The 16,136-nt window shown below is 58.2% G+C and carries 16 protein-coding genes; 7 read left to right on the forward strand and 9 right to left on the reverse strand.

Going from position 1 to position 16,136, the window contains the following annotated elements; genetic code table 11:
• On the forward strand, positions 1-1,079 hold a 1,079-nt coding region (locus M9Q49_RS34115), incomplete at its 5' end, for a slipin family protein (protein ID WP_254513816.1).
• A gap of 52 nt (positions 1,080-1,131) precedes the next feature.
• On the opposite strand, the gene M9Q49_RS34120 is transcribed toward M9Q49_RS34115, so the two are convergent.
• Entirely contained in the window at positions 1,132-1,563 is a 432-nt protein-coding gene (locus tag M9Q49_RS34120; RefSeq protein WP_254513817.1) for a VOC family protein, read from the reverse strand.
• A gap of 12 nt (positions 1,564-1,575) precedes the next feature.
• On the reverse strand, positions 1,576-3,156 hold the full coding sequence (locus M9Q49_RS34125) for an MFS transporter (protein WP_254513818.1): 1,581 nt from the start codon (positions 3,154-3,156) through the stop codon (positions 1,576-1,578).
• A 254-nt stretch (positions 3,157-3,410) separates the two neighbouring features.
• Here M9Q49_RS34125 and M9Q49_RS34130 point away from each other — a divergent pair, with 254 nt between their 5' ends.
• Positions 3,411-3,602 (forward strand): hypothetical protein, encoded by a 192-nt coding sequence (locus M9Q49_RS34130; RefSeq protein WP_254513819.1) that lies wholly within the window; start codon positions 3,411-3,413, stop codon positions 3,600-3,602.
• Complete coding sequence (locus M9Q49_RS34135) at positions 3,599-3,880, forward strand: hypothetical protein (RefSeq protein WP_254513820.1); 282 nt, start codon at positions 3,599-3,601, stop codon at positions 3,878-3,880. Before M9Q49_RS34130 ends, M9Q49_RS34135 begins: the two co-directional genes overlap by 4 nt.
• A 144-nt stretch (positions 3,881-4,024) precedes the next feature.
• Here M9Q49_RS34135 and M9Q49_RS34140 read toward each other — a convergent pair whose 3' ends face one another.
• Positions 4,025-5,302 carry a PQQ-binding-like beta-propeller repeat protein gene (locus M9Q49_RS34140; RefSeq protein WP_254513821.1) on the reverse strand — a complete coding sequence of 426 codons (1,278 nt, stop codon included), beginning with the start codon at positions 5,300-5,302 and terminating at the stop codon, positions 4,025-4,027.
• 209 nt (positions 5,303-5,511) lie between these two features.
• On the opposite strand from M9Q49_RS34140, the gene M9Q49_RS34145 reads away from it, so the two are divergent.
• The 3 genes from M9Q49_RS34145 to M9Q49_RS34155 all read left to right on the forward strand — a co-directional run bounded on the left by M9Q49_RS34145 (position 5,512) and on the right by M9Q49_RS34155 (position 8,428).
• Positions 5,512-6,303, forward strand: a complete 792-nt coding sequence (locus M9Q49_RS34145; protein WP_254513822.1) for a YqjF family protein — start codon at positions 5,512-5,514, stop codon at positions 6,301-6,303.
• A gap of 315 nt (positions 6,304-6,618) precedes the next feature.
• Complete coding sequence (locus M9Q49_RS34150) at positions 6,619-7,233, forward strand: hypothetical protein (protein WP_254513823.1); 615 nt, start codon at positions 6,619-6,621, stop codon at positions 7,231-7,233.
• A 19-nt stretch (positions 7,234-7,252) separates the two neighbouring features.
• Entirely contained in the window at positions 7,253-8,428 is a 1,176-nt protein-coding gene (locus tag M9Q49_RS34155; protein WP_254513824.1) for a formylglycine-generating enzyme family protein, read from the forward strand.
• 36 nt (positions 8,429-8,464) lie between these two features.
• Here M9Q49_RS34155 and M9Q49_RS34160 read toward each other — a convergent pair whose 3' ends face one another.
• Together M9Q49_RS34160 and M9Q49_RS34165 are read right to left on the reverse strand one after the other, a co-directional pair.
• A complete protein-coding gene (locus M9Q49_RS34160; RefSeq protein WP_254513825.1) occupies positions 8,465-8,722 on the reverse strand; it encodes a hypothetical protein in 258 nt (85 codons plus the stop codon).
• Positions 8,723-9,292: 570 nt separating this feature from the next.
• Positions 9,293-10,456, reverse strand: a complete 1,164-nt coding sequence (locus tag M9Q49_RS34165; protein WP_254513826.1) for a metallophosphoesterase — start codon at positions 10,454-10,456, stop codon at positions 9,293-9,295.
• Positions 10,457-10,660: 204 nt separating this feature from the next.
• On the opposite strand from M9Q49_RS34165, the gene M9Q49_RS34170 reads away from it, so the two are divergent.
• Positions 10,661-11,182: a hypothetical protein gene (locus tag M9Q49_RS34170; RefSeq protein WP_254513827.1), complete on the forward strand. Its 522-nt coding sequence runs from the start codon at positions 10,661-10,663 to the stop codon at positions 11,180-11,182.
• Positions 11,183-11,190: 8 nt separating this feature from the next.
• Here M9Q49_RS34170 and M9Q49_RS34175 read toward each other — a convergent pair whose 3' ends face one another.
• From M9Q49_RS34175 to M9Q49_RS34190, 4 genes are all read right to left on the reverse strand, one after another.
• Positions 11,191-12,288 carry a Hid1 family protein gene (locus M9Q49_RS34175; protein WP_254513828.1) on the reverse strand — a complete coding sequence of 366 codons (1,098 nt, stop codon included), beginning with the start codon at positions 12,286-12,288 and terminating at the stop codon, positions 11,191-11,193.
• 590 nt (positions 12,289-12,878) lie between these two features.
• The gene (locus M9Q49_RS34180; protein WP_254513829.1) at positions 12,879-14,129 is read right to left on the reverse strand and encodes a peptidylprolyl isomerase; all 1,251 of its coding nucleotides are present in this window, start codon (positions 14,127-14,129) and stop codon (positions 12,879-12,881) included.
• A gap of 75 nt (positions 14,130-14,204) precedes the next feature.
• The gene (locus M9Q49_RS34185) at positions 14,205-15,431 is read right to left on the reverse strand and encodes a peptidylprolyl isomerase (RefSeq protein WP_254513830.1); all 1,227 of its coding nucleotides are present in this window, start codon (positions 15,429-15,431) and stop codon (positions 14,205-14,207) included.
• Between the two features lie 190 nt (positions 15,432-15,621).
• Positions 15,622-16,125 carry a type II secretion system protein gene (locus M9Q49_RS34190; protein WP_254513831.1) on the reverse strand — a complete coding sequence of 168 codons (504 nt, stop codon included), beginning with the start codon at positions 16,123-16,125 and terminating at the stop codon, positions 15,622-15,624.
• Positions 16,126-16,136: the final 11 nt, after the last annotated feature.

Consider the following 16,136-nt stretch of genomic DNA (forward strand, 5'->3'; position numbering starts at 1 on the left):
AAATGGGCCTCTTGTTCCGCGAGGGCGAGTTCCAGGGCTTGCTCGGTCCGGGATCGCATTGGCGCTGGGATCCGTGGAACCGCACGAGCGTGACGATCGCGTCACGCCGCGAGCCGTGGTTCATGCACGAGAAGCTCGACCTCATCGTGCGCTCGGGCGCGCTGGCCGGTCAGGCCGAAGTGCTCGAGGTGCAGGACCATCAGCGCGCTCTCGTCTGGATCGAAGGCCGCTTCAGCCACGTTTTGATTCCGGGCCGATACGTGTATTGGCTCGGTCAGAAGCCGGTGACGGTCGAGATCGTTGACATTCGCAATCCGCGGTTCGAGCACAAAGATGCCAAGGTCATCACGCGCTCGGTGTCGGCTCGGCAGTCGCTCGAAATCGTCGACGTGCAGCGCGACCACGTGGGTGTGCTGTTTATCGATGGCCGCTTCGTCGAGACGTTGTCGCCGGGCCAGTATGCCTTCTGGAAGAACGCCGCGGAAACGCGCGTCGTCGAAGTCGACCTTCGCGAAACGGTGCTCGACGTCGGCGGCCAGGAGATCATGACGGCCGACAAGGTAACGCTGCGCGTGAATGCTCTGGTGACGCACCGCGTGGTCGATGCGCGGCGGAGCATCAGCTCGTCGGATGACGCGCGACAGGCGCTCTATCGCGAGGCCCAGCTCGCGCTCCGCGCCGTGATCGGTGGCCGTGAGCTCGACGCGTTCCTTGGCAACAAGGACGCGGTCGCCAGCGAACTGCACGCTGCCGTCAAGGCGCGCGCAGCCGAACTCGGCTTGGAAGTGATCTCGGTCGGCATTCGCGACGTGATCTTGCCGGGCGAAATGAAGGACCTGATGAATCGTGTTACCGAAGCCAAGAAGGCCGCGGAAGCGAACCTCATCGCGCGTCGTGAAGAAACGGCTGCCATGCGCAGCCAGGCCAACACGGCGAAGTTGCTGGCCGAGCAGCCGACGCTCATGCGTCTGCGTGAACTCGAGGTGCTCGAGAAGATCGCAGCTCGCGGCGAGCTGAAGATCGTCCTCGGCGGCGACGGCCAGCAGGGCCTCGCGAGCCGGGTGGTGAACTTGATTTAGTCTTTCTCGTAGGGGCCGCTTTTGCGGCCCCTACTTTTGTTTCGCGGCAGATTTATTTCGCCGCCGGCCACGGATCGTACGTGCCGAAGTTCCAAAGATTCCCTTCGGGATCAAGGCAAGAGTAGCCGCGCCCGCCGTAGTCTTCGGTCTTAAGCGGTAGCACCACTTTAGCGCCGGCGGCAACGGCTTGCGCATGGTGAACATCGGCGTCGCTCACAATCACATACGGACTTTGTGTGCCGATGCCGCCCACTTCGGCCGGCAGTTTTTGCAGCTGCGCAAACGGCGTATCGCTCTTCGAGCCGAGCATGATCATGCCGTTGCCGAAGATCAGCTCGGCGTGCATCACGCTGCCGTCGGGCGCTTCGTAGACGGCGTGCTTCTCGAAACCAAACGCCTCGCACAAAAACTTGAGCGCCGCCTGCGCATCTTGGTAGCGCAGGCAAGGAATGATCGTCGCGCGCGTGGCTTTGGCGAGAGACATGTTCGAAAGCTCCTACTCGTGCGAGGCGTCGTTCTTGGGTTCCGGCAGCCAAAAGCTGTTGATGAAACCGATCATCGCGATTACCGTTCCGACAATGGCAGCTGCCGTTGAAAACTGCAGAGCAGCGAGCACCGCTTGATTTTCACCAGCCGCGGGAAAGGCAAACTTGCCGGCCAGGAAGCTGGTCACCGCCGCTGCCATCGTGCCGATCAAACGGCCACCGATGTTCGCCGAAAAGCTTTCGCCCGTACCGCGCAAGTGGATCGGATAAGCGCTCGGCAAGTAGTTGCCCCAGAAGCTCAACTGCGAGACCACGAAGAAGCCCATCAGGAACATGCCGATCGACATGGTCGTGACTGGAATCGTTCCCAGGAACACGCTGTCGAGCGGGATTTCGAAGTAGGTTTTGTTCTCGGCCCGCACGAAGTAATAGAAGAGGAGCGGAATCAGGAACAGCGACGGAATCTGGAACATGCGCAGTCGCCAGCCCCAGCTCACGCCCATCACCAGCACCATCGCCATCGCAAAGCGGCCGACGAGCCCGCCCACTTCCTGCATCTTGGTGTATTCCGAGGCGTACTGCTGACTGGTTCGGCCACGCGCTGCACCGCCGATGGCTTTCAGTTTTTCGGCGGGAATTTCTTTCCCTTCTTCGGCGGCCTTTTTCTTTGCAGCGGCAACGGCCTTGGTGCTGGCTTCGGCGGCGTGCGCTTGCACTTCCTTCAAGCCGGGGACGATCTGCGGCATTTGTTGAATCGCACCGAAGGCAATGCCCAGGCTGCAAGCAAAGCCAATCGCCGAGACGATGGTTGCCTTGCGCAAGTCGGGTGCAAACAGCGCCGCGATGCTCGGTCGCTTGAGCGTGCCAGCTTCCCGCTTCTTTTGCCACACCGGCGACTCTGGCAGAAACGGACGCAGAACCATCAGCGGAATCGCCGGAATCAAACCCGACATCAGCGTGTACCGCCAGGCCGCGTGCTGATTCTCGACAGCGATATCTCCGCCGGTGATGCCGACCAAGAAGTCCGGAATATCGATGGTGAAAAAGTTAGCGCCGTACTTGATGGCAATGCCATTCGCGATCGCCACCATCATGCCGCCGATCGACGAAAAGGCCTGCGTATAGCCGAGCACCTTTTCGCGCTGCACCGGATTGGGAAACAGCTCGGCGAGCCACGCGACCGCAGCCACAAACTCGACACACACGCCGATGAAGCACGTGCAGCGAAAGAACAGCAGCATGTAGATGTTGGTCGAGAAACCGGCAAAGAACGCGCTGAACGCGTACAGCAAAATGCTCCACGTCAACACTCGCCGCCGACCCAAGCGATCGGTGAGATAACCGCCCAACAGCCCAAACACACCGCCAGCCACGGCCGGCAGATAAAAGAGCATCGCAAACCAAAACTTGAACGTGTCGGAGCCCGGCTGAGCGCCCGTCAACTCGAGCAGCGCCGGCCGCAGGATGAGTGGCAGCATCAGGAGTTCGTAGATGTCAAACGCAAAGCCGATCGCGGCGATGATGCAGATCAGCCATTGCACCGAGCTCAATCGGCCAGAACCGAGGGGCTCCGAAGCTTTCGACACGGACATTACGGGCTCCAGAAATCGCGGGAGGGCAGAGGTGGCGGGAAGGGCAAATCATAGCATGACGAGCCGTCGCGCTGCGAGTTGCCGAGGGCGATTCGTAACGCGTGAGATGGACGCTTCGTCCTCGTAGGCCGGACCATTGGTCCGGCCAAGAATCGGGTACCGAGCCCAGCCACCGAACTCGCAGCTCCTGGACGGACCAATGGTCCGTCCTACGCAGACACCTTTCATCACTCTGATACACAGCTGTCGTCAGCATGACAACGCTTTCATCGCTGGCGGCTGATCGCGCCATTCTCGCCGATATTTTTAACTCGTTGCTGTGTCTGTGGTTAAGTCACTTCGCCGGCAAGGCTGGCACAATCGCTGCTTTTTACTCAAAACGTTGCTTCGGTACTGTCGCTGAAGCGGGCCTCAACGAAATTCATTGCAAGGGACTCATGCTATGAAATCGCTCCTTCTCACTCTCGTCGCGGTTGCTGCTCTCTCGCTTGGTGGTTTGTTCAACTCCACGGCTTCCGCTCATGGCGGCGGACACGGTGGTTACGGAGGTGGCTACGGTGGCGGATACGGCGGTGGTTACTGTGGTCAGGTTCAAAGCTGCTACCGCCCGCCGTGCTACACGCCGCCGTGTTATGCCCCGACCTTTTACCGGCCATCGGTTTACTATTCGCCGACCTACAATCGGCCGCCGTGCTTCAATCGCAACTATCACTCGCACTGGTGAGCTGACTCGCGCGACAACCGTTCAAAGCAACAGGCCGTTCGCTCGGCTGGTGTTGATTTCCTGGTCTCACGACCGGGGGACAACACTGGCGAAGCGAACGGCCTGTGGTCGTTCTTAATAGCGAACTGGAACTGCGAGCGCGGACTACTTCTTCACGTCGTAGCACAAGATCTTGTCCTGCTCGCGCAGGTAGAGCTTGCCGCCAGTAATGACCGGGTGCGACCAACTCGGCCGCACGCCGCCATCGGGAATTTGGAACTTGCCGACTTCCACGTACTTCTCCGGGTCGGCTTTGGCGAGCACCATCATGCCATCGCTAAAGCGGATATACAGCCGGCCGTCGGCGGCGGCGAACGATGCGCTCCGCTTGCCGCTGCCACGTTCCTTCCACTTGATGTCGCCGGTCATCAGCTCGGCACAGAAGGGAATGCCCGCGTCGTCCGAATCGCCGTAGAGATAATCGCCGACGAGTACGATGCCGCCATGCTTGTTGGCGAGGGCTGGCGTCACGGGATAGATCTCCTCGATCTCCACCTTCTTGCCATCGGCTTTTTGTTTCAGCAGCGCACCACCTCGCTTGTAGCCAGCCGCGAAGAAAACCAGGTCGCCGCGCACGATCGGCGTGGGAATCACGGCCGTCGTCTTGTCGATGGCATACTGCCACAGCCGTTCGCCGTCTTCGGCCCGCACGCCAATCGCGCCGCTGCCGGTCGTCGTCACATACACACGGTTGCCGCCGATGGTGGCGATGACGATCGAAGCATGGCCGGCGCCGCGGTCGTCGGGGCTCGCACACTGCCAGATGGTTTCGCCGGTCGTTTTGTTGAGAGCCACGATCGTGGCTTTGCTGCCGCCGGGCGTGCAAATCAGTCGGTCGCCATCGATCAGCACCGATTCGCTATAGCCCCAGCTGTCGGCTTTGTTGCCGGCAAATTCGCTCTTGAGATTCTTCTTCCACAGCTCCGTGCCGTCGGTCGTGCTGCAGCAAACCAGATCGCCGTGGGCCGTCAGCACATACACCCGATTGCCGTCGACGGTCGGCGTGCTGCGCGAGCTTTGCCAACTCTCCTGACCGCTGGTCCAGGGCTTGCCGGTCTTGGTCTTCCACAGAGGCTTGCCGCTGGCTTCATCAAAGCAGAGCAGGTATTCGTCTTTATCCTCTGCCGTGCTGGGTGCATCGCCGAGCGTAAAGATCTTGCCGTCGGCAATGGCCAGGCTCGAGTAACCGCGGCCGGCGCCGGGCGCTTCCCACAGCAACTTCGGCCCTTCGGCGGGCCATTCTTGCAGCAAGCCCTTCTCCTGCGAAACGGCCATCCGATCGGCGCCACGAAACGTGGGCCAACTCGGGCTGGCGGCGAAGAGAGCTGCCGTCGAGACAAACACGCCGCAAACCAGCGACGAAACGCGGACAATCCGATTCATACAAAGACCTGCACAAACAACGAGGAAGGAAGGGCCAAAGCAGGTGGCAAACACCGAATATGCCCGGCGCTGAACCGGGGTGGGAGAGAGTACATTCGCCGCTTGCCAACCGCCGATTATGCACCCTAGCCGCGGAAAACGCGAGGGTCCGTGGCGGTCCAGGTTACGAAGCGGGGGCGTTTTGCGGTAGAACGATTGCGAGGTGCCAGATGCAAACACAAGGGCGAGCGCAAACCGACGTCACCATCCTGCCGGTCAAACCGCGCCGGCAAGTCTTCCTCAGTGCCCGCTGGCAGGCGCTGGCCATGGTCAACTTCGCCGTCGATCCGCAGTTGCTGCAGTCGCTCGTGCCGCGCGGTACGGAACTCGATTTCTTCGACGGTGTGACCTATGTCAGCGTCGTCGGCTTCCTGTTTCGCGACACGCGCTTGCTGGGCTTACCGGTGCCGGGGCACATCGATTTTGAAGAAGTGAACTTGCGGTTCTATGTCCGCCGCACGGTCGGCAACGAAGTTCGCCGCGGCGTCTGCTTCATTCGCGAACTCGTCCCGCGCTGGGCGATCGCAACCGTCGCCCGCTGGAGCTACAACGAACCCTACCTGGCCCTGCCCATGCGCAACCAAGTTCGCCTCAACGAAATCACCGCCGCGCCACCAAGCGACCAATCCCACTCGGTCGCCTACAGCTGGAAATCGGCAGGTTGGCACGGCTTTCAAATCGCCACGCAAGGTTCCCCCGCGCCATTGCAAACGGGTTCGCTCGCCGAGTTCATCGCCGAACACTACTGGGGCTACTGCCGCCAGCGCGACGGCGGCACGGTGGAGTACGAAGTGGAACACCCCCGCTGGAACGCCTGGCAAGCCACGCTCACTTCGTGGGAAGGCGACGTCCCCGGCTTCTACGGCGAACCCTGGTCAAGCGCACTCGCCCAACCACCCAGCAGCGTCTTTCTGGCCGACGGCTCGGCGGTGAAGGTCTTCAAGCCGACGCGGATTGCGTGAAGCGCGGCAACTGTTCTTTAGTTACAGCTAAATTACGCCTAAGTACTGCAGCTGATATCATTACAGCAGCCTGAGATTCCGGCGATCTTCGGAGACATTGCTATGCAGAGATTCGCGACTCAATGCTTCTTGATTTCAATTCTCTGTTCGACGATTCCTGTCCAGGAACTTTTTGCGCAGGAGGGCGAAGCGGCCTCGCGCGATGCGAAGACCGAGGTTCGAGAATGGGGACGACTCTCGGCAGCGTTTGTCTACGACGGCGAACCACCGAAAGAGAAGCCGTTCATTCCAGCTGCGCCGCCACCAGGAATCAAATTGCCGATTGTCAAACAACCCGTTGAGGTTGATCTCGCAACAAAGGGAATCGCGAACGTAGTGACTTGGCTTTATCGAGCAAAGGATGAGGCGCCGCCTGTGATTCACAGCGATGATCAGGCTCGGCAAAAACTCGGTGTATCACTTGAGTTTAAAGATTTCACGCTCCAGCCTCGCGTTACGACGCTTCAAAAGAATCAGCAACTCATTGTCAGAAATCAGGATTCCGTACGCCATGTGCTTAGCGGTAACCTGTTCGCAAATGGGAAGTTCGATGTGATGGTACCCGCAGCTGGCGGCGACTCTACCGAGTTTCGTAAGCATGAGTCGCGACCGATGCCACTTTCCGATCCCATGTTTCCCTGGATCGAAGGCTGGATTGTCATCACGGATCATCCATTCGTGGCAGTTTCAGATAAGCAAGGAAAAATGAAAATAGACAACCTTCCGGTCGGCCGGCACACCTTCGTCTTTTGGCATGAGAGCGTAGGCTTTCTGAAGACGCTGGAACGCGACGACAAGATCGAGACATTGAAATTGGGTCGCATTACCGTCGACATCAAATCCGGTGACAACGATTTAGGCACGATCTACTGCACGCCCGACAAAAAGTGAGCGATTGAGGCGATTTATCATGAGTCTTGCCCAAGCCTGCCAGCAATTCGCGTCGCAACGATCAAAATCTCTCGCTGTCATCAGCGTATCGCTGCTTGTCTGTATTTCACCTCAAACGGTTCTTGGCCAATCTCGCGAGGAGCGACTTCCGCTGAATCTGGATTCTCGGCAACAGCTTGATATGGCGTATTGTCCTGCAGGCCATTTCCTAAGAAAAGTGTCTGCTACTTCAAGCGATTCTGCCGTTCAGCGAGTAAATGTTTCTGCGTTTTGGATTTCAGATTGCGAAGTTCCATTTTACGCGGTTGATCCATGGCGAACGGCGGTGTTCGAGGCCCGAAGAAAATTAGGCGCAACTGCTGAGATTACCATGGACGACGTCCTCGATCAGACGTTGCCCGTATACAGCGATTATCCAATCATCCAATACACGGATTCGCATTATCCGTGCATGAATCTTTCATTCTGGGGCGCGAAGCGGTTTTGCCAATGGCTGAGTCTTAAGACCGGGCGGTTTATTCGTTTGCCTACCGAAGCAGAATGGGAATATTCGTGCAGGGCTGGCTCGTCGACGGCATACCCTTGGGGAAATCGCGAAGACGTGGCAGTTGAGTACGCGTGGACACAACAGCAATTCAAGTCGTTGGTTGCGCTCAAGTTGCTGAAAAACCACGTTCCGGCGATGCCGATTCGGATGTTGGAGGCGAATCGGTGGGGAATCTACGACATGATTGGGAATTTGGAAGAGATGGTGGCTGACGGATATCGCAGTCAGCATTGCGATAATGACCAACACGTTGTCAACGACCCGATCGTCTGGCCAACCACCGCGTGCGAGACTGAGATTAAGTACCCTGTGAAGTTTGTTTCAAACGAGATCTATTTGAAGCACTCCGCAGGCAAAGATTGGGCGACCTCAGATGGCGGACCCATTTTGCGAGGCGGCGCACTTGCCGACGATGAGGCGAATGCTTACCGGTGCGATTTCCGGCGAAAGTTTCGAGACTCCAACGCTCGCCTAGGGAACTCAAATTGGCCCACGACGCCTGCATTTTGGAGTGAAGGCATCGGCAAATACTCGTTCAGGGTTGTTATTCCGGTTCAAGTTCCAGAGCCGACGATACAATTGTGGCACTGGGGTATCTATCGGGAGTATGACGCTCGAATCGATAAAGTTATCGCTGCGAGCAAGTAACGACAAAGATCTTGCAGATGAAAGATCTATCGGGCGCTAACCAGTGGACTCGTTTGGATTCCAGACCTTCGGCCGCAACGCACGGTCAATTTGTTCCAACGGCCAGTAGATTTTTTTCGTAATTGGTTCGCCGTATCGGTAGCGAGACGTCATCCGCGCAGTGCATTCGCCCGTCGGCAATCTGCGGAATGAACGCGACGGCTTAGCTGCCAATGCCAGATAGCTGGCCACGTAAACTGTCGGGAGCAGCAGGATCGCTACGACGACAAAAATGAGTGCGCGTACTTCTTTCACAAGCCTTTTTCTCCCGTCGAATTATCCGTCGAGTTCTACGGTACCGCAAACATTTCTGCGACCTAGTCAAGTTCGCGCCGATTGCGGTCGCTTTTTCAAACTTGACATAAGTGGACTATTGTATACAATTGTTAGCCGGCATGCGCCGCGCGCACAACTCGTGCTCTTTCCCAATTTGGTTGCTGACTACAGAGATGGTGAGAAGATTGCGCGCGGTTGACCGACTCCGTTTGATTCACTGACTCAGGAATCGCGTGTGGAACTCTTGTGCGGTGTTGTGAAACACCAAGTCGAGTTGTTGTGAGCTTCGCGGTGGAAAATAACGGTTGTGAAGCGACGGGTTGCGGCAACTTGTGGCGGAGTGGTGGGTTCCGCCGAGTGCAGTGGGCGCAAGATGTGATAACGAGGTTGTTGTGAAGTGTTGTGAAGATGCTGTGTTGTAATCGCCTATTTTTGGCGCAAGTCGTTAGCCGAGAGAGGGTTCTGGAAGACGCAATTTTCGCGCACAACTGTTGTATGTTTGGTCGCGAAGGAAAACGAAGGGCAGGCCGGAGCCAGTTAGCGGGCTGCTTATTCCAGAATGAGCAGCGTTAGTTCCGGCGGGCAGTTCCAGCGGAGCAGATGTTCGCCAGCGATGCCGCGGCTGACGTGCATCAGCGTGGGGCCCTGGCGGAACATGCCGGCCGCGTAACGCACGCCGTAGTTGCTCGGCGAGACGAGTGCGCCGATCAGCGGCAGGCAGATTTGGCCGCCGTGATTGTGCCCGGCGAGCATCAGGTCGAACGATTCTTGTTGCGCCCAGGTGAAAAGATCGGGCGTGTGCGCGAGCAATATGCGGAACGCCTCATCGACCGGCGGAACTTGCGGCGCGGGGCCGTGCCAGGGAAGCTCATTGCCGGCGAGCAATAAGCGGGCGCCGTTAATTTCGAGTTGCGTCCACGTGCCGGCCAGGTCGAAGAAGCCTGCGCGCTGCAGTTCGTTTCGCAGTTGCTGCGGCTGAGGCAAGAGAAAGTCGTGATTCCCCAGGATGAAAAACTTTCCGTGCTTCGCGCGCAGCCGGCCGAAGAGCGGCTCGACCCACGGCAAGCATTTTTCACGTTCGACGATGTCGCCGGTCACGACGATCAGATCGGGCTCGAGCTCGTTCGTAAGCGTCACCACTTGCTCATAGAACTCGCGGCCTAGTTTGCCCGTCAGATGCATGTCGGTCAGGTGTACGATGCGCAGCCCGCGCAACTCGCTGGGCAAACGCAGCAGACGAAAATGTTTGCGCTGCACATGCATTTGCCAGATTTCATTCCCGGGCAGTTTGGCACAGAACTGCGGAAATGCGCCGCTGATGGTGATGTCGCCCGCTTCGCGCATATCGACTACGCGCGTTTGCAGCGCCACCAGATCTGTCGGCGAGCGGTAACGCAACTTCGGCCAAGCCCAGATCGGCAAGCTGAGGAGCACCACTGCCAGGCAAACATAGACGTACGCATAGCCCAGTATTTCGACGGGCGAAGAACCGGGAGTGAGTGAGAGCGGGGCTGAAGTTTGGCCGCTCAATTTCCACACGGCGAACAAATACGCGGCTGCGATGCCGAAGGTAGCGAGCACCAATATGCGTTCGAGCAGTTGTCGCAGTCGATAACGCCAGGCCCGCGCATGCAAGCGATTAAACAGCCACAGGGCGAGGGCAAAATGCCCCGCCGTGGCAAGCGCAAGCAGCATCCAAACAATGAGCGACATGGCGCAAGTTTAGCTGATGTTTATGAGTCAGCCACAGCGGTTCGCCGTGCCGGATTTTCCGAATTTTCCGCCTGAATGCTGTAATCTGGCGAAATTGCTCTGGACGCGCTGTAGAGGTTCTGCGAAGGTCCCGCCCTCGTCGGAATACTTTTCGCGCGCTTTGCCACTGAGCAATCCGTGCGCATTTCGTTTGGAGATTTTGCGATGTCTGTCCCGTCCTGCATCTGGCTGCGGCGAGTTGCCGCCGCGGCGAGCTTCGCCCTGATTGTGACTGTCAGCACTCACGCGTTCGCTCAAGCGCCCACCAGCGGCTGGAAGATGCCGAATCTGAATCCCTTTGCAAGCAAAACGGCTGCCCCGGCCAACAATGGCGGACGTTCGACGATTTCGAAAGTCGTCGATCCGTTCGGCTTGATCCCTGGCACGGGCGGCAAGACGACGACGGCGTCGTTCGGTCAGCAACCGTCGACGCTGCAGAAGATGACCAACGGCACGAAGAAAGCCGCCAGCCAAACGGCCGACTTTTTGAATCCGTTCAACGACGGTAAGCCAGCAGCCCGCCAGGAAAGCATGACGGGCGCGAATAGCGTCTTCAATCAACAAGCCAACCGCGGTAAGGGGCAGGCCGAAAAGAAATCGTGGTTTCCCGGCTGGGCTTCGCCCCACGTCGAAGACAAAGACCAGAGCGTGAACAGCTTCCTCGCGCGGCCGAAGCCGCAGCCCTAAGTTGATGGCTACACTGCGGCAGGTTCGGCCGTTTCCTTTAGCAGGTGCTCGCCAATGGCAGCATCGTACTTGAGGGGAAACAGCAGCTCGCGGAGCGCCGCGAGCAGGTTGGCACATTCCGCCGAGGCATACACTTCGTCCAGCCATTGGGCGAAGTCGTCGAGCTGACGGCGGCCTTCGGGCCAACGGACATGCATCACCTGGCTGCATTCTTCCAGCAGCTGATAGACGCGAGCGCGGGTCACGCCAAGTTTGCGAGCTTGCAGCCGAACGCTGATGACCTCTTCGCCGGTGACGAGTCCGATTCCCAAACGCTCAGTCGACAGGGCGCGAACCGTCTCGCCGCAGTCGAGTTCCAGTTGGTTCAGAATCGGAATGAGGATCGCTTTTTCGATCTGTTCGCGGGCTGGCGGCAGATTTTGGGAGCGGAACGCGGCCAGGGCGTTTTCGACATCAATGGCAAACCGCGGCGACAGGCGAATCGCCAAGCCACCAAGCGGCTCGATCGTGGTCAGCATTTTGTGGATGGCATGGAAGACTTCCAGCACCACGCGAACCCGCTTCTCGCCGTGCGTCTTCAGCGCGCGAATCTCGGCCAGGCTGTAGTTGAGATAAAAGCCGAGCTGCGTATTCCAGATCACGGTCGGCACACCGTGCAGCGCCGGGCACAGGCGACCCACGCGTTCATAGGCCAGACCGCGAGACTGCACCAGTTCGCGCCACTGCGACCAGAGGAGCTCCGAAACGGTATCGGGGTCAAATTGGTTTTCGGCGACCGGCTCTTGCTTGGGCGTTTTGCGGTCGCTGGGGAACGACGACAGATCGTGTGGATCGTTCTTGATGGCCCGGCCCAATAACTTGACCAGCGTTTGCATCTTCTTCTTGCCGATGCCCGAGGTCGCGGCCAGGCTGTCGTAGGACTGGGCGAGGATGTCGCGCAGCGTCCGTGGCAAAAAGGCCAGCGGCAGGCGCCGGTCGGTAGGCAGCGTCCAGAACGCCAATGGCTTGTTGAGCCGGTCCTCAAAACCGGGCTCAGCCATCACGGCGCGGGCGTTATCCAGAGCGGCGCGGATCTTCACATCGTCAGCAGACGGAGTTTTTTTCATTTGCCAAATCTCCTCAGGTGCCCCTGTTCGGCTCTCGTTCCGGGCGAGTATGGACCACTGCCAGCGTTCGCCCCCTCGCGCGGCGATATCTACAAGTGGTGTCTGGTGGGTGGCGAGTTCATGGCTGGACCGAAAAATTCGGTCACGGTCACGTTCCGCCTATACATTCGCTGGTAGGACGCTAAACCTTTCCCAGGTCTACGGATTTTTTACAGAATCGTTACGTAAAACCCGCAACGATTGGGAAAGCCCTGTACCTAAGACGAATTCAAGCGTGGTGGTGGGTAGTTAAAATCAAAAAAACTACTGATTTAACTACCTTGAAATTCTCAACCATGGTCCGACCTTGGTCAAGGCAAAACTAGCACAGAACGGTACCAAAAAGTCCGCAAATCTTTCTTTAAAGACCCAAAAGTAGGGGTCTAACGGCGTATATCGTCCCTAATGCAGATGCTACCGTGACAGCGAATTGCTGTAAGTAGTTTGTGTTAAGAACGTTGGCACATTCTCGCCATTTGGCGAATGAAATCTTAGGGAAGAGGGTGACAGCTGCGCGTCACCGCAAATGGAAGTGGCGGCCACCCGGCAAATTACTTCACCTGATTGGGAGCGTAGGCGTGATCGCGCTTCCGGATCACTTCTGCCTTGACAATCCGGTCTGGTGGAGGGGGGCTAAGTGCTTGCGGATCACGCCTTTGGATCTTGGCGAGCACATCGAAACCTTCGATCACCCGCCCGAACACGGTATGTCGGCTGTTGAGTTGGGTGGTCGGCAAGAATGTCAGGAAAAACTGAGAGCCGCCGGTGTCCTTGCCCGCGTGGGCCATGCTCAGGCTGCCGCGGAAGTGCATCCGGGCTTCTGGCTTCTCACATTCGCAGTAAATGTTGTAGCCCGGCCCGCCCGTGCCATTGCCGCTGGGGTCGCCACCCTGAGCCATGAAGTTTGGCAGCACGCGGTGGAAAGTGAGATTGTCGTAGAACTTCTTCTCAACCAAGCTCACGAAGTTCCCTACGGCGCCGGGGGCTTCATTTTCGAATAGCTCGATAACAATCGTGCCCCGATTGGTTTCGAGCTTAACTCGCGGCAGGTCGTCGGCCTTGGCTTCTTTGGCACGAGTCTCAAGTTCCTTGGCCCAGGCCTTTTTCTGAGCGGGAATGCTCGTTAGATAGGCCTGGCCTTCGGGATCGAGGCGGCCGGCCTTGTTGGCGATGGTCAGGTACTTTTCCGCAGTGTCGAAATCATCGAGCCGATAGGCAGCCGTGCCGGCGAGGGCCAAGAGCACCGGCTCGTCGCATTTGCCTTCGATCAGTTTGTTGCCGAGCTCGAGGGCCAGTTCGTTCTCATCGCGGCGGACGTTAAACGCCACCATGCCAATCAGCGTACGGGTGACATTCGGGTCCTTGTTCGGCTCGGCCTGAAAGGCTGCTTCGGCCGCCTTCCGCAGATCCACCAACACCGTCTGGCTGTCGGCGATGAGCTTTGTGTATTCACCCTTGAGAACTTTTTTCTCTTCGGCGTCCACACTCTTTTCGCTGTATTTCGCCGCAATCTCATTCAGCCGCTGGTCGATCTCGTTCCACTTCGTTTGCACGGCGTTGAATTTCTCGGCCGGCGTATTGGCTGGTTTGGCTTCCGGCTTCGCCTCAGGCTTTTCCTCAGCCTTCGGCTCGGCAGGTTTTTCGTCAGGCTTTTTCTCTTCAGCCTTCGTTTCCTCGGGCTTTTTGTCGTCGGCCTTTTTCGTTTCGGCCGGCGCTGCCTTGGGATCGGCTGGTTGACCGAAAGCGATGCAGCCCGTGCTGAGTACCGAGAACAGGAAGAGAGAACCGAATTTCAACTGCATAGAAGTAGCCCGCCTGAAAAACCTGGCCCTGCGGCCATTGTCCTGATTTGCCGATTCCAACCGCTACTACCGCAATTACGAGGCCTTGTTCGGCACGTAGGCATGATCTCGTTTGCGAACAACGGTGGCTTTGATGATCTTGTCGAAGTCACCCTTGCCCGGGTTCATCGGATCGCCGCGGTGGAGCTTCTCGAGCACGTCCATTCCCGAAATCACACGGCCGAAGCAGGTGTGCACACCGTTGAGGTGCGGTGTGGCCCGGAACGTGAGGAAGAACTGCGAGCCGCCGGTGTCCTTGCCGGCGTGAGCCATGCTCAGGCTTCCCGCGAAATGCTTCCGGTAGTTCTTGCCGATTTCGCAATAGATTTGATAACCGGGACCACCCGTGCCGTCGCCTTTGGGGTCGCCGCCTTGGGCCATGAAGCCGCGGAGCACGCGATGGAACTTCGTGCCATCGTAGTGCCCTTTCTCGACCAGGCTGATGAAGTTGCCGACCGTGTCGGGGGCTTCGTTCTCGAAGAGTTCGATGACAATGTCACCTTGCGACGTTTCCAGCTTCACTCGCGGCAGGTCGTCGGCCTTGGCTTCGGCTTCGCGAATCTTCTGTTCTTCGGCCCAAAATTCCTCGTACTTCTTCGCATCGTCGGCGTAGTTGACTTCGGTCGGCAAAGTGATGCCCGCCGCCTTGGCTTTGGCAAAGTAGTCGGTCGCCTTCTGGAACTCATCCAAAGAAAATGCAGCCACGCCAGCCGCGACGTAAATCTGCTTTTCATCGCAGTCGTTTTTGATCAGCAGATCGGCGACGTCGAGCGCCGAGCGATAGTGATCGTTCATCGCATCGTCGATCGCCATCTTCACCAAAAAACGGGTCAATTGCGGATCGGCATTGGGAGCCGCTTCGTAGGCTTTTTTGCCTGCATCGCGAAGTTTTGGAAAGAGCGTGTTTCCTTCGCCTAGCAGCGCGTCGAACTGCTTTTCGAGGGCTGCTTTTTCGGCCCCTTGCGTGACTGCGTACTTCAATTTCAGCTTCCGCAGGTCGTCGATGATCGTCTTCATCCGCTCCTGCAGGGCGTTGTACTCATCGCTGGGAGTGGCCGGGGCCACCGGTTTCGCTGGCTGGTTGGTTTCGACCTTTGGTTCCGTTTTGACTTCGGCCTTGGGTTCGGCCTTGGATTCGGTTTTGGTTTCAGCCTTGGGGGCTGTTTTGGGCGTGGTGGTCTTCGGCGGGGCAGGCTGAGCCCAGGTGGTGGAAGCGAGCAGGGTCAGTGCCAGGGCCAGGCCGGTGCGGATGGAAAGGTGCATGGGGGAACAATCCTCAGCAGTCGTAGGAAGCAAAGTCTCAACCAATTAGCTACGGCAGCCGCGGCAGAATGGTTTGCCACGAACCGCATACGATACACGATTTGCGCGTATCCGATAATTGGGGGACCCCGCCGAGAATGCCAGCCGGCCTGGACGTGCGCGGGCGAAGAATGTGCTTACGAAACTGCTATTAATTGCTCGGCGAGCCGTTGACCGGCGCACTCGGGGCAATCCCTTGATACAGACCGGCCCAGATCTGGCCGGACTCGGGATGATAGACCCAGCCGATGCGGCTGGTCAGGTCGGTGGGTGGAGCGGTGTTGCTGCGATAGACGTCGCTGCTGCTATTGAGCGGGTTCACCGGCATGCGCGGCTTGATGTAGGGGCCGAACCGATGGCTTGCCGTCGTACCGATCGTGCCGGCGGCATCGGTGGCGTTCAGTAGTTGAGGCAACGAGTGGTTTGTCAGGTCGTCGGGTGCGCGACCGTTGTGTTCGATCTGGTAATGTTCCAGGGCCAGACTTAGTTGCCGTTGCTGCGCGAGCATCGACGAGTGTTTTGCTTCGTCGATTGCCGAACCCACCTGCGGCACGACAACTCCAGCGATGATCGACATCGCCGTGATGACCATCAGCACTTCGATGAGCGTGAAGGCTCGCCGCAGTTGTTTTCGCTTGTGTGCTGAAATGTCCATCGCCTGCCGCC

Source organism: Anatilimnocola floriformis, assembly GCF_024256385.1.
GTDB lineage: Bacteria > Planctomycetota > Planctomycetia > Pirellulales > Pirellulaceae > Anatilimnocola > Anatilimnocola floriformis.